This is a genomic window from Crateriforma conspicua, assembly GCF_007752935.1.
In the GTDB taxonomy this organism is placed as follows: domain Bacteria; phylum Planctomycetota; class Planctomycetia; order Pirellulales; family Pirellulaceae; genus Crateriforma; species Crateriforma conspicua.
This window is the reverse complement of record NZ_CP036319.1, coordinates 2,196,840-2,210,511: the sequence shown is the minus strand read 5'-3', so window position 1 is coordinate 2,210,511 and position 13,672 is coordinate 2,196,840. Positions and strand designations below refer to the sequence as shown.

Genomic DNA, 13,672 nt, shown 5'->3' with positions numbered 1-13,672 from the left:
TGGAACCGAAGCCACATCCTTCAGTGGAGGCTTCAAGATTTGCCGCTTTACGCGAAACCGCAACCCGATCACGATTCGTCCCAGTTCGCCCAAACGATCGATCTTGCCCCAGGCATCTTGATACATCGTTCTGGCGAATCGATTGGGTAGGGGGGCCGGACAATTTTGCGGTCGATCGAAGGAAGGAGTCGCATCGGATGCGAATGGACACCAACGGATGGATGGCGGTACGGACGTCGGGATGGATCTGCTTGGGTTTGGTCTGCGCACTCTCGGCGAGCCCAACCGCCTTGGCGGACCTGATCGGAATCACCGGCGGCAAAGTACTGGTCGATGGCAAAGCCCGTGACCTGTCATCGGTGCTGTACCGCATTGACGCGGCGACCGGGATGGCGACCATGATCGGTCCGACCGGTTTTCAAAACGTCGGCGCATTGGCGGTCCACCCACTGACCGGCCGAATCTATGCCCACCGCAACGACCGCACCGCACAAGTCGGCGGGCAACTGTTGGAACTGGACGCTGTGAACGGTCAGGCCATGCTGATCGGCGACACACAGATCGGCGTCCCCGACATGACGTTCGACTCGTCCGGCAACCTTTACGCCTGGCTACAGCAGGGCAGCTTTGCCGGACTCGGTTCGCTCAGTCGACAACTGGTCCGCTTGGACACGAGCACCGCCGCGGTTACTCCGATGCAGCCATCGGGTTTGAATGTCAATCAGGTCGGCTTGGCGTTCGCGCCCGATGGAACGCTGTACATGAAAAGCGGCGATCCCGATGCCAGCCAGCCCATCCCCGATCAACGCGGCGCTCTGTTCACGTTGGATGCATCCACCGGTCTGGGAACGTTTCAAACTTGGCTCAGCGGCGAACCGGCCAACGCGCTGACCTTCGGGCCCGGCGGACGCGCATTCACCGTCGACCGCAACACCGGTGAATCTGTCTTACAAACGATTGATTTACAGACCGGTGAATTGACCACCATCGGATCCATTCGCGATGCGTCAACCGGCGACCTTCTGCAAATCACGTCGATCGCCGGCGCAACCGCGGTTCCCGAACCCCAGACATGGGGCTTCATTCTTGTGATGTCGGCGTCGCTATTTCGCTCAAGACGCAACCGCCAAAACGTGGCTTCGCGTTTGCCCCGACGTGGTGTCCGTTGATTGCCTGACAAACACCAGACGCAACTTCGACGGGCTTCAAACTGCGCGACGGGACGGTTCGGACTTATGCTTCGAATCGTTTGCCACCGTCGCGTCCCGGCATAGGTTTGCAGTGAAAGCGACGAACGCGATCACCGACCACGGTCATTGAATGCCGCAACGTGCGGTCGGCCAACTTCGGTGATGTTTCGTTGCAAACCTTTTCCACTTGTTTCACGTTTGCTGAAGGCTGCTCACCATGTTTCGCATCCAATCAATTGTTGCCGCTTTGATCGTCGTCGCTTCCATGACCACGGCCAACGCTCAAACCAGTGACACCCAAAAATTCACCGTCACGGTTCCCTCGTCCATCGCCATCATCGCCCCGGACAACGTGAATCTGATTCACGACGAAAGCGAAAACGATCAATCGTTCTTGCCGCAGCCTTGGATCGTCAAAGGCAACTCCAGCGCCGGCGTGACCGCAACCTTCGCGACCGCCGCAGCCTTCACGCATACAAACACGCCCAGCGAAAAACGTGACGTCGCCTTGGGACTGGCCGTCGATTCGTCAATCGGCGGTGCCACCTGGACCGTTGCCCAAAGCAGCGACCAAACCGACTACATCAACAACGACGAAGTCGCCACCGTTCAAGTCAGCAGTGACGGTTTCGGTACGGCCAACATGAACCTGTCGGTCACGTTCATCACCGACGGATTCGGAACGTTCCTGGCTGGCGATTATGAAACGATCGTGACCGGTACGATCACCTCCAACTGATCGATGTCGCGACAAATGGGGGTGGGTTTCGTCCCGCCCCCTTTTTGTCTTTCGTCCCCTGACGGCCTGCCCTTAGGCCGCTGATTCACCCAACGCACACCGCCCCGTGAAACGCCGCCAGTTTCCCGCGGCATCCGATCGAAAATCACGGTAGCGACGGCCTACGGCAAACCGCTATTGGACGCCTACCGAAATTTTGTTCACCTGGGCATTCATTCAATACAGGACCAAACGTCGTTGCGACCATGCGGAAGGGAATCCGATGTCTCGCCCCATCACACCCACGGGTGCCCGGTGCGATCGCGTCACGTCCCGACGTTGCCGACGCGAATCACAATGGCCCTGGTCTTCACAGCAATTCTGATGCCCGGTTGCGTATCCCGCCCGCTGCCGCCGCGTCCCTCGGTGGAAGAGTTGATCCAGCAGGCGATCGAAAAGTCGTCGGCCGATCAAGCGATCTCGCCGATCGAAACGGTCGTCCATGAGGACGCCGAAATTGTCCGCCAAGAAACGATCATCCGCGACGCCGACGGAAACGTTCTTGACGTACAAACCGACGCACCGGAGCTGAACCAATGGCCGGGATCGGATTACTTCGCCGGTGAAGGCTGGTCGGCCCATCTCAGCGATTCCAGCAACTCGGATTCCCCCGACGGGGAAGATGAGTTGATCGATGATGAATTCATCGAAACGGATGTCCGCGAAGTCTTGATCATGTTGGCCGAGGACGCGGAGATTGACTTGGTCATGGATCCGCAAGTCGCCGGCGTCGTCAATACGCAAATCAACGGGATGACGATTGAACAGGCGATCGAAAAGATCTTGATGCCGTTGGGACTGTCCTACGCCAAACGGGGCAATCAATACATCATCGCACCACCGGACCCCGATTCGCCGCTGTTCCCCTACATCAGCACGCAAGTCCCCTATCGTCCGAATCATGTCAGCCCCAAAACGCTGGTCGACACGCTGCCCGATCGATTCGAACCCTACGTGGAATTGGTCAACGGCAGCAACCTGGTCATGATCGATGCGCCATCGAATACCGTTGCGGCGATTCAAAAGCGCTTCGCCGCCATCGACCAACCGATCCCACAAGTGACACTGGAAGCGATCATTTGTGTGGTGTCCCCGGATTCGGGTTTCCAATTCGGGCTGGACTGGCAACACGCCGTCCAGTTGAACGGCGAAACACTTGCCAGACTGGGTGCCAACGGCTTGGCGTTGTCAGGCGTTTACAGTCCCGCCGGTGGCCGACAAGCCTTCAGCGATTTTGCCCAAACATCGGCCTTCGTCAAACTGCTTTGCGAACACGGTTACCTGACGATCCGTGCGACACCACACGTGATGGCGCAAGACGGCGAACAAGCCAACATCGCGATCAACCGCGAAACGTTCTTCAGCATCCAGCCTCAAAGCACGTCCGACAACAACGCGTATTTCTTTCAACAAGAAATACAAAAGGTGGAATCCGGCATAACCCTGGCGCTGACCCCGACGATTCGGGAAAACACCGTCACGATCGATATCGAAAAAGCGGAAGTCAGCGAAGACATCCGGAATGCCAACACTGAATTGGCGGTCAATCCGTTCCCAATCATCAACCGACGATCCGTGTCGACAACGGTCCACGTCGAAGACCGCAAAACCATCGTAATCGGCGGACTTGTCCAGAAAGAAACCGTGGACCGCATCAATCGCATCCCTGGTTTAAGCAGACTGCCACTGCTGGGCTACCTTTTCGAGACGACTCAGCGACAGACTCGTGAAGCCGAAGTCGTCATCTTCCTTTCGCCTCGCATCGAACGACCTCGGGTTTCCCCCACAATCGTCCCGGCGTCCCTGACGTCACCCCACGGTTCGGTTGCCCACTGATCCACGGCGCACCGTCACCGTCACCGCTCCGCGTTGCTGCTCGCCTTTGACGCCTGTGATCACTGGCGGCGGTGCACACGGAGGGTCACCAGACAAACACGATGCCCTGATGCGAAAGGCGGACCCGACAACACCAACCGTCTCACCACTGTTGATCTCCGATGAAACGTTTTGTTCGCCACACCGCTTTGCTCGGCTTCCTGTTGCCGCTTTGCCTGTCCGCCAGCGTGGTCGCACAGACCTCGCAATCCAACTCGACCGGCGTTCGCACCGGCACGACCGCTGACGGTCGCCAATCGGTGACGTTGACGCGTTCGGTGGAACCTTCGTTTCACATCGAACCGATCGTCCAGCGTTTCGAAGCCCGCCGCGGCGCGGAAATTCCGTTCCGCTTCAAAATCACGTCCACCGGCAAAGACATGAATGTCACGGTGCAGGCGGTTCGTTTGCGTCAGGAAGAATCCGGCGTCATCCTGCACGATCTACAGGGAGGTGCCCCCGACGAAGTCGACATCACGTCATCCACAGCGTTCCCGCTGGCTCCCGGCGAATCCCACGTCATCCAAGGCACCGTCAAAGTCCCGCTGGCGAAAACCAACTTCCTGTCTTACGGGATCTTGGTCCGTGACAACGGTGTGGCCAACGAATTCACCGGCGACGCCGACGGTCAAACGACCACCGCCGGAGTCCAGTTCGTGACGCAGTATGTCCTGCGGATCGATATCGAAACCGGGATCAAAGACCTTGCCGCGATGAACCAATTGCAACTGACCGAAGCCCACGTTGCCAGCGAACTGGGGATGCCGGTCGCCACCGTCTATTTGGACAACCCGACCGACTATGCCTTTGAATTCAAAGTCCGCGGGAACATCGGTGTCGCCGGCCGTCGGCCCGCTGCGCCGTTTTGGCTTTCGATGCTTTCGCGAGCCAGCCTGGAAGACGAATCCGAGCGAACGCTGATCCGGGTGATGCCCAAGTCGCGTCTGAAGTTGCAGGCCGAAGTGGACTCCCTGGACCTGCAAGGCGACAAAGTCTTTCGCATCGCGATCACCAACGGACGACGTGAATTGGTGGTCCGGGAATTTTCGCTAGCCGCCAAAACAGCCTCGTTTCCCGCACTGAAGGCAAAGCTGGCACACCTGGGCGACGGCTTTTCCGTTTCGCCTTCGCAAATCCGGCTGGGCCAAGTCGCCGGCGTCGACCGAACGGCCATTCTGCGATTTGAAAACACGGGCAACACCCTGCAATCGGCCCGCATCCGCTTGCGTGACCTGGACGGTCATCCCGTCACCGGTGTGCGAGTTTCCAGCGACGATTTTCAACTGAAACCCGGACGCACCAAATCAGTCCGTCTGTCGATGCAACGCTCCGGCGATCACACTGACGCCATCTTTGGAGTCTTGGATATCGTTTCCGAAAGCGAATCGGGCCAGGCCTCACGACGTCAATTGCCCGTCGCCATGTTATTCGGCGACGCTCCGGCGGCCGACCTGCAATTGGGTGATCTGCAACTGCAACAGGACGGGTCCAGACGCTATCTCAGCATGACCGCGACCAATGCCGGCGAAGGCTACCTTCCCGTCGACGCACGCTTGACCCTGGCCAGTGCCGCCGGATGGACCCTGGAAATGGCCGACGGCTACGGCGTTTGGTTGAAGCCGGGTGAAACCAAACAACTGCGATTCATTCCCGATCGTTCGCTGGACGACGGACAATACCAAGTCGATTACATGGTCCGCAGCACCGACGATGTGCCACCAACGGTTCGGTCTCTGATCGTCACGCTGGGACAAGCCGGTGACGAAAGCGAACCGCCACAAACGGCACCGTCAGCCGAACAAACCCTGACGTCGGCCAACGAATCGCCGCTGGCCGACGCCCGCTGAAATCCGTTTAGGACTTCATCACGATCAACAGATCGCCGGCTTCGACTTGTGTTCCCGTCGGCGTTTCGATGGTCTCGATCGTTCCGTCCAGCGGTGCGTTGATCATGGTTTCCATTTTCATCGCTTCCAGACTGACCAATTTCTGGCCCGCCTTGACATGCTGGCCTTCCGTGACGGCTACCGTGATCACCATGCCGGGCATCGACGCGGCAACGTGACATGGATTCTGCGGATCGGCTTTGACCGCCGCCTTGGTTTCCGGTTCCAGCGATCGGTCGACGACGGTGACATCACGCGGTTGACCGTTCAGCTCAAAGAACACCGTCCGCGTGCCGTTGGGGTGCGGCGCGCCGGTGGTGATGTACTTGATGATCAGCCGCTTGCCCTTTTCGATGTCAACGGCCAGTTCTTCACCGGGCTCTTGGCCATAGAAGAAGTTGGGTGTGGCCAGGGCCGAAACATCGCCGTATTGGTTTTCGTGTTTGGCAAAGTCTTCGAACACCTTCGGATACAAAAGGTGAGTCACCGCATCGCGGTCGTTGGCAGTTCGGCCGGTCAGTTGTTCCGCCGTTTGCCGCGCCTTTTCGATGTCCGAGTCGGGCATCGTGGCCCCGGGTCGATCGGTGATCGGCGGCGTATCGCCCAAGATCCGCTGCATTACGGGCTGTGGGAAACCGCCGGGCGGCTGGCCCATCTTGCCGCCGATCAGATCCAACACACTGGCGGGAAACGCCAAAGCCTTCTCGCTGGTCATGACCTCATCGGCGGACATTTCGTTGGCGACCAAGAACAACGCCATATCGCCGACGGCCTTGCTGGTCGGCGTGACCTTCACAATGTCACCGAACAACCGGTTCACGTCCGCATAGGCCCGACAGACTTCTGCCCAACGATCCGATAGCCCCAGCGCGCGGGCTTGCTGGAACAAGTTCGTGTATTGGCCACCGGGCATTTCGTGATCGTACAAGTCGCCGGTCGCCGGAAGCACGGAGCTTTCGAAGGGCGTGTAGAACTCTCGAGTCGCCTGCCAGTATGTCGCCAGCTTCGTCAGATGATCCGTCGACAGATCGCTGGCTCGATCGGTGTACCGCAACGCCTCGACCAACGTGTTCAAGTTGACTTGGCTGGTCCCGCCCGACATCGGCGCGAACGCCGCATCGGCAATTTGCAGCCCTTCGGCCGATGCCGCCAAAATCGTTGACGCTTGGATGCCCGCGGTATCGTGGGTGTGCAGATGAATGGGGATACCGATTTCTTGTCGCAGTGCTTGGATCAACTTCACCGCCGACGCCGGCTTCAACAGCCCCGCCATGTCTTTGATGGCCAACAGGTGCGCGCCCATCTTTTCCAACTGCTTGGCCAGATCGACGTAGTACTTCAAGTCGTACTTGGTTCGCCCCGGGTCTTGCAGGTCGCCGGTATAACAAATCGACGCTTCGCAAATCCCGCCTTCTTCGATCACCGCTTCCATGGCGACCTTCATGTTTTCTTGCCAGTTCAACGCGTCAAAAACACGAAACACGTCCATGCCGCACTGCACCGCCTCGCGAACGAACAGGCGGACCACGTTGTCGGGATAGTTCGTATAGCCGACCGCGTTGCTGGCCCGCAGCAACATCTGTGTCAACAGGTTTGGCATCGCCTGGCTCAGGTCGGCCAACCGCTGCCAAGGCGACTCCTTCAAGAAACGCATGCTGGTGTCGAACGTGGCACCGCCCCACATTTCGACCGAAAACAGCGACGACGCCATCGCGGCATAAGCCGGCGCGATTTGCAACATGTCAAACGTTCGCACCCGAGTCGCCAACAGCGATTGGTGGGCATCACGCATGGTCGTGTCGGTCAGCAACAAACCTTGTTGCTTTTCGATCCACGCGACCAGTCCTTTGATGCCTTCGCGTTTAAAGATGTCCTTGGTTCCCTCGGGCAACGGATCGGCCCGGTGCACCTTCGGCGTCGGCGCTGGCAACCGACGCGTTGCCACGGGACGATCGGCGACCAAAGCATTGCCGTTGACGATCGTTTCGCCCAAGAAGGAAAGCAACTTCGTCGCACGGTCCTGACGCGTCGGGAAACGCACCAAATCCGGCGTCGTATCGATCAACCGCGTGGTCGCCTGGCCCGCCAGGAATACGGGATGGTTGACCATCTGGATCAAGAACGGAATGTTCGTCTTCACGCCGCGGACACGGAACTCTTGCAAGCATCGATCCATCCGCGACGCCGCGGTCGCCAGATCACGCCCTCGTGCGGTCACCTTCACCAGCATCGAATCATAGAACGGATTGACCACCGCGCCACTGAACGCGCTGCCCGCATCCAAACGAATGCCCAAACCGGCGGCCGGTCGATAGTGACTGACGCGACCATAGTCGGGACGGAACTGATTGACCGGGTCCTCGGTGGTCACACGGCACTGAATCGCAAAACCCGTGGTGTGAATCTGTGACTGTTCGGGAACCCCGACCAGTTCGCTGTCCAACGCATGCCCTTGGGCCACCAAGATCTGTGTCCGAACGACGTCAATTCCCGTCACTTCTTCGGTGACCGTGTGTTCAACCTGAATTCGCGGATTGACTTCGATAAAGAAGAAGTCTTGCTTGTCGACGTCGTAAAGAAACTCGACCGTCCCGGCGTTGTCATAGCTGTTGCCACCATCACTGCTGACCGCGCGACCGATACGAAGCGCCGCATCACACAGCCCGTCACGAACCTCCGGTGCAAGGTTTGGTGCCGGAGCAATTTCTACCACCTTTTGGTGACGGCGTTGGACGCTGCAGTCACGCTCGTACAAGTGGATCAGATTCCCGCACTGGTCACCGATCAACTGGACTTCGATGTGACGTGCGTTTTGGATGAATCGTTCGACGAACACTTCATCGCTGCCAAACGCGGTCTTGGCTTCGCGTTGGGCGGCCTCCAGCGCCGCTGGCAAATCGTCTTTCTTTTCGACCACTCGCATGCCGCGACCGCCACCGCCCTTGGCCGCTTTCAAAATCACGGGAAAGCCGATTTTTTCGGCGATCGAAATCGCCTCGTCCGCCTCGCGAACCGCCTCGTTCGTTCCACCCAGAATTGGCACCTTCGCGGCCTCGGCCAATCGGCGAGCCGACATCTTGTCGCCCAACATCTCCAACGACCGAACGCTGGGACCGACGAACATGATGCCCGCGTCTTGCAACGCTTTGGCAAACTCAGGGTTCTCCGACAGAAAGCCGTACCCCGGGTGCACCGCGTCGACGTCGTGCTCCTTGCACAGTTCGACGATGGCGGGAATGTTCAAATAGCACCGAATCGGCTCGCCCGGTTCGCCGACCTGATAGGCCTCATCCGCCTTGAAACGGTGCAGCGCGTAACGGTCCTCGTGGGAATAAATCGCGACCGTTCGGATTCCCAGCTCGGTGGCACTGCGAAAGACTCGGGTTGCGATTTCGCTGCGGTTGGCGACCAATAGTTTTCGGATCGGACGAATGGGCATGTCGGTTCGAAAAGAAGCTGGGGTCGAAATGGAAACTCACCTGATGGAACGGCTACAGGATGCAATCCTGACAAGCCGCCGGACGCGATCATGTCGCGACGGTTGAACGACGCTCAATCTAGACCGCCAGAGGCCGGGACAAAACAGGCCCTCAGGTTACATTTTGTGGCGAATCGATCGCCTCTACGGTCACGCCCCGGTCAATCCGCCGCTTCGGAAATCTCCAGACACAGCGACGGACGCCAAGCGACCAGCACCCGCACGCAACGGGTCTCCGGCACAACCGGCCCCAACGACAAAGTCCCACCGATCGCAGAAGTCTTCCAGATCCGGCGGGCTTCTGGACGAATCAAAGTCTTGGCAACCCGGAAAGTCTCGCGTCCCTCCCTTTAAACGCGATGACTTTTCCGGGCGGCTCGCCTGTCGCATGTCGATCCGGTTTCGGTTCGCCTTGCCGTGTCGATTGACGCCTCCCCGTCACGATGGTGGTGTCGCAACGTCGGACCGACCGCGGGGACCTCGTCCCCGGCTCGGCCGCGCGTCCACTGTTGCACCGCCGCCAGACCGCAGTGATCCCTGTCCGCCGCCACGCCCTTTCATGTCGTGAATCCCATGCATTTCACACGCAACCGATACTTTCTGTTGGGCGTCCTGCTCATCCTGCTGGGCATCCAATTCCGTATGGTCGAATCGTTTGTGCTGAACGAACCGACGACGCGCACCCTGGCCAAAGTCTCCCAGAAGACGGCCGCTCAGCCGGACTACAACATGCAGTCGTTCTTCATGCAAGTTCATCCCAAACCGACCAAGCGTGTGGAACTGCCACGGTGGCTCGGGATGGCCATGATCACCGTCGGCGCCGTGGTCAGCCTGCACGCGATCGCAATGCCTCGCGACGGATCCTGATCTCGGTCGATCCCCCACTGTCCCTGCCTGCACGCTGCTCCCAAAGTGCGAACGGATCCGACGTGCAGGTTGGCAAGGCGAGCACATTGTGACCGCTCGCATCGATGCCACCGGCACGATCGCGGCGTCGCACCAAAGACCTGCAACCGAACGACACAGGACGTTGCACCCGAGTCGCTGCTTTCACCCATCGGCTCCGCGGGCACCGATCGCCTCCAGCGCCCACCAGCCACGCGTACGTGACCGTCGCATCGCGTCGCAGCAGATCGGCACGATGCCTGAACCGAAACGCTGCTTTGGGCAAACGATCTCACGCAACACTCCTGGACTCCCTCCCACCGATCACAAACTCATGTTGCTGTTATTGTTGATGACTTGTTGGATTCGTCGTCCGATGCATTTCGCCGGACCTCGGAAGCGAACAATCGTCTTGGTATCGACCATGCTGACGGTGTGCTCGCCGATTCACCTGCTTGATCAACAGGCCACTGCGCAAACGCCCGCCATCACAGCCCCGTCGGTTGGTGCGTCCAGCGTCTTCGCCACCGGCGCATCGCCGACGAGTTCCCAATACGACGCCAACAACGATGCGGATCTGGAAGCTCCTGACGAAAGTCGTCGGACGATCGGGCGCGTCTACCGGCTTCGCGAAGGCACCCGCATTCCGCCCACCCGCGGACGCGTCGCCAAGCTCGGTCGACGATGGGTCTTTATCCCAGAAAATGTCGATGCCAATCCGCCAGCATCGGGCACGGGATCACAGGTGAATCGATCGCAAACGATCACCGAAACCATTCAATCCTCACGCGGTTTGCTGACGCGGACGACCTCCCGCACCAGTGCCATGCACGCACCTCCGGAACAACAGCGAACGGTTCCCCGCCGGTTGCCCCAGATGATTTGTGTCGAAAACTTGATGCTGCAGCGAATCGTCGAAGCCATCAACGACGACGTGGCGGATGACCAATGGAGTATTACCGGCCAGATCACCGAATTTCGCGAAGAAAACCGGCTGATCCTTCTCTCCGCCCAGCGTGCCAGCCAATGACCCGCCGGATCAGGATGCTCGCCAGTCGATGCCGCATCCCGGCAGCGAACTGACTTGATCATCGATCCGTATTTTTCAGTTAAAGTACCCAGTCCGGTCGGCTGCCACCGAACTCATCGCGTTCCATGATCTCTCTGCCCATGCACGATCACGACTCCCATCCGGATCGACTTTCCGGTGCCGACGACGCGTCCGACTCCGGACGGGCACCTGACGCCCATCCCGATCCCGACGCTCGACTCGATGCGTGCCCCCAGCGTGGTGCCGCCCCACAGCCAGACGCCGAGTCCGAAACAAGCTCGGATGTCGAGCGATGGCAGTTTCGCCAGCACCTGCCTTCGGACCTCTCGGTGGGCTCGCAACTGGGGCTGCAACTGGCCGACGCGATGCGACAATACGGATGGCCCGACGAAGAGGTGTTTCGGGTTCACTTGGCGTACGAAGAAGCGATCGCCAATGCCATTCGCCACGGCAACCGACACGACACCGAAAAGCGGATCGAAGTCCACCTGCACTGCGACGGCGACGAAGTTCAAATTCGGATCACCGATGAAGGCGATGGGTTCGACCCGGACGCGGTGCCGGATCCGACCAGCGAACACTTGCTGGAAGCCCCCGGGGGTCGCGGCGTCCTGCTGATCCGCGAAATCATGTCCGATGTCCGCTTCAATGACGACGGAAACCAGATCTGGATGACCAAACGCCGGGCCTGACGTCGCGCCGAAGGCCGCAAAACAGGCACAATCCGATTCGGCCGCCGACAGCCGGTCGTGTAGCGTGCGGGAGCGGGAAAAAAGGCGATCTAACTGGGTTGAAGCCGACGACGGAAGTCTTTAACATTCGTCGCTTTGGCGGACCGGAGTGTCGATCATCCCCGTCCGGCTCACGCCAAAAGCTCCTCAATCCCCTGTAGCTCAGTTGGTAGAGCAGGCGGCTGTTAACCGCCTTGTCGCAGGTTCGAGTCCTGCCGGGGGAGCTCGTCGGAAAATCTTGGAATTTTCCGACCGCCCACTTAACGCCTGCTGGCCAGCATTGGTCCGCGGGCGTTTTTCGTTTATCCCCGCGTTTCGCGGCCCACTGGCCCGCCACGCCGCGGACACCCGCGCTCTCGGTTCTCTTGCCGAGACCGTCAGCCCGGACCCGATCCCAGCCGTCAGGTCCGCCCTCGCGGTGGTCTCAACAGAGAACTCTCAGAGTCTCTGTTTCTCTCCGACGGGTGGTTAACGCGGTCGCAATCAAAGCCGACGATTGATCAAAATGACCTAGTCTCTTTACGTGAACGAAAATGACTGACCACCGCGACACAGATGAACGATTGCGATCACGGCTTAACGGTGATCAACCCGGACGAGAGCGTATGTGTCTCGCAATTTTGTCGTTAGATCGACAGTACTCCGCGGTGACACCGCGCCGTCCTGAAGGCGGGCCGGACGGTGGGCGTGACATTGAAGCCATCTTTCGTGGCGAGACCCGGTGTCTCGGAGGGATTGGTTTTCAAAACTCGGTTGAAGACTCTGCGAAGAACAAGCGAGAAGCAACCAACAAGTTCCACGACGATCTTAAAAGCGCTCTACAGGCAGAACCAGATCTTCGATCGTTTGTGTTCTTTACGAATGTCGATCTGACGCCCGCTGAGATTGAAAAGCTACGGGATGCGGCATTCAAAAAAGGGGTGACTCATGTCGATGTATTTTGGCGTGAACGAATCCGGCAAGTTCTGGATAGTCCCGAAGGCCTGGGGCTCCGTTATCAGTACTTGAAGCTTTCGCTATCGGAGGCAGAACAAGCAGCGTTTTTTGCCCGCTTCGGTGGGCAATTGGAGCAACTTATTATCAATCAGCAGCGTTCTATCGAGTCTCGTCTTGATCGCATCGAGTTTTTTTCCTCATCGGTTCTTCCATTCAATCATGTGTCCGTCTCGTTCTCGCTTGGAGACAAACCGATACCGATACAAGACGACATGGCGGTGCTGATCTCGATTTCTGGTATCCGTCCACGAAGGGATTCGCTGTTTCTTTATTGTCGATCTGAAAGTCGAATTAAGACAGTTGGGAAGGCGTGGATGTGGAGTGACCCAAGCAAACACGTCGGATCTGGCCAATCTCACCACCCTGAGCAAGTTAAGTTCTTCTCGAATTCATGGAGCGTCAATCTTTTTGATGCATCGGTAGGACCATTTGCATTGAAAGATATTGCCGGTTGCGTCGTGGACATTTTTGTTACCCGTCCGTTGCTCGAAGCCTCGGTTGATTACCGGTTTATGCTCAACAATTACGTCGCGCACGATGGTGTGCCGCGCACCTCCAGCGAATCACCGGTGACTCGCAGTTGGTGGAAAGATGGTATTCCGAGTTCCGTCTTGGAGCATCAATGGTATCCACTGATGCTTGTCGGTGGTTCGACCTTTAGCAGCGCCAGCCCGCTGCGGCGTCACGAGCCCGAGACAATCCATGTTGACGATTCTTCCACGTCTCCAACGATCACGATCTCCTAACCCCCTGATTAACGCTAGATGATGGGCCAGCTACAATTGTCCTTTCGCTGGATAGC

At 58.6% G+C, this 13,672-nt stretch carries 9 protein-coding genes and 1 tRNA gene; 9 read left to right on the top strand and 1 reads right to left on the bottom strand.

Annotated elements, in window-relative coordinates:
• Positions 1-197 precede the first annotated feature (197 nt).
• The 4 genes from Mal65_RS08580 to Mal65_RS08565 all read left to right on the top strand — a co-directional run bounded on the left by Mal65_RS08580 (position 198) and on the right by Mal65_RS08565 (position 5,690).
• Positions 198-1,169 carry an NHL repeat-containing protein gene (locus Mal65_RS08580; RefSeq protein WP_145296028.1) on the top strand — a complete coding sequence of 324 codons (972 nt, stop codon included), beginning with the start codon at positions 198-200 and terminating at the stop codon, positions 1,167-1,169.
• A gap of 238 nt (positions 1,170-1,407) precedes the next feature.
• Complete coding sequence (locus Mal65_RS08575; protein WP_145296026.1) at positions 1,408-1,929, top strand: hypothetical protein; 522 nt, start codon at positions 1,408-1,410, stop codon at positions 1,927-1,929.
• Positions 1,930-2,292: 363 nt separating this feature from the next.
• Positions 2,293-3,804, top strand: a complete 1,512-nt coding sequence (locus tag Mal65_RS08570) for a secretin GspD/PilQ domain-containing protein (protein WP_145296023.1) — start codon at positions 2,293-2,295, stop codon at positions 3,802-3,804.
• A gap of 161 nt (positions 3,805-3,965) precedes the next feature.
• Complete coding sequence (locus Mal65_RS08565; protein ID WP_145296020.1) at positions 3,966-5,690, top strand: hypothetical protein; 1,725 nt, start codon at positions 3,966-3,968, stop codon at positions 5,688-5,690.
• A gap of 7 nt (positions 5,691-5,697) precedes the next feature.
• Here Mal65_RS08565 and Mal65_RS08560 read toward each other — a convergent pair whose 3' ends face one another.
• Complete coding sequence (locus Mal65_RS08560) at positions 5,698-9,168, bottom strand: pyruvate carboxylase (RefSeq protein WP_145296017.1); 3,471 nt, start codon at positions 9,166-9,168, stop codon at positions 5,698-5,700.
• A gap of 612 nt (positions 9,169-9,780) precedes the next feature.
• On the opposite strand from Mal65_RS08560, the gene Mal65_RS08555 reads away from it, so the two are divergent.
• From Mal65_RS08555 to Mal65_RS08535, 5 genes are all read left to right on the top strand, one after another.
• Entirely contained in the window at positions 9,781-10,074 is a 294-nt protein-coding gene (locus Mal65_RS08555; RefSeq protein WP_145296014.1) for a hypothetical protein, read from the top strand.
• Positions 10,075-10,426: 352 nt separating this feature from the next.
• Positions 10,427-11,122 (top strand): hypothetical protein, encoded by a 696-nt coding sequence (locus tag Mal65_RS08550; RefSeq protein WP_145296011.1) that lies wholly within the window; start codon positions 10,427-10,429, stop codon positions 11,120-11,122.
• 125 nt (positions 11,123-11,247) lie between these two features.
• A complete protein-coding gene (locus tag Mal65_RS08545; RefSeq protein ID WP_145296008.1) occupies positions 11,248-11,835 on the top strand; it encodes an ATP-binding protein in 588 nt (195 codons plus the stop codon).
• 190 nt (positions 11,836-12,025) lie between these two features.
• Positions 12,026-12,098, top strand: a tRNA-Asn gene (locus Mal65_RS08540).
• A 309-nt stretch (positions 12,099-12,407) separates the two neighbouring features.
• The gene (locus Mal65_RS08535; protein WP_145296005.1) at positions 12,408-13,616 is read left to right on the top strand and encodes a hypothetical protein; all 1,209 of its coding nucleotides are present in this window, start codon (positions 12,408-12,410) and stop codon (positions 13,614-13,616) included.
• The last annotated feature ends 56 nt before the right edge of the window (positions 13,617-13,672 follow it).

Coding starts and splice junctions, on each gene's coding strand:
- Mal65_RS08580 (WP_145296028.1), top strand. CDS start 198: ATGCGAATGGACACCAACGGATGGATGGCGGTACGGACGTCGGGATGG.
- Mal65_RS08575 (WP_145296026.1), top strand. CDS start 1,408: ATGTTTCGCATCCAATCAATTGTTGCCGCTTTGATCGTCGTCGCTTCC.
- Mal65_RS08570 (WP_145296023.1), top strand. CDS start 2,293: ATGCCCGGTTGCGTATCCCGCCCGCTGCCGCCGCGTCCCTCGGTGGAA.
- Mal65_RS08565 (WP_145296020.1), top strand. CDS start 3,966: ATGAAACGTTTTGTTCGCCACACCGCTTTGCTCGGCTTCCTGTTGCCG.
- Mal65_RS08560 (WP_145296017.1), bottom strand. CDS start 9,168: ATGCCCATTCGTCCGATCCGAAAACTATTGGTCGCCAACCGCAGCGAA.
- Mal65_RS08555 (WP_145296014.1), top strand. CDS start 9,781: ATGCATTTCACACGCAACCGATACTTTCTGTTGGGCGTCCTGCTCATC.
- Mal65_RS08550 (WP_145296011.1), top strand. CDS start 10,427: ATGTTGCTGTTATTGTTGATGACTTGTTGGATTCGTCGTCCGATGCAT.
- Mal65_RS08545 (WP_145296008.1), top strand. CDS start 11,248: ATGATCTCTCTGCCCATGCACGATCACGACTCCCATCCGGATCGACTT.
- Mal65_RS08535 (WP_145296005.1), top strand. CDS start 12,408: ATGACTGACCACCGCGACACAGATGAACGATTGCGATCACGGCTTAAC.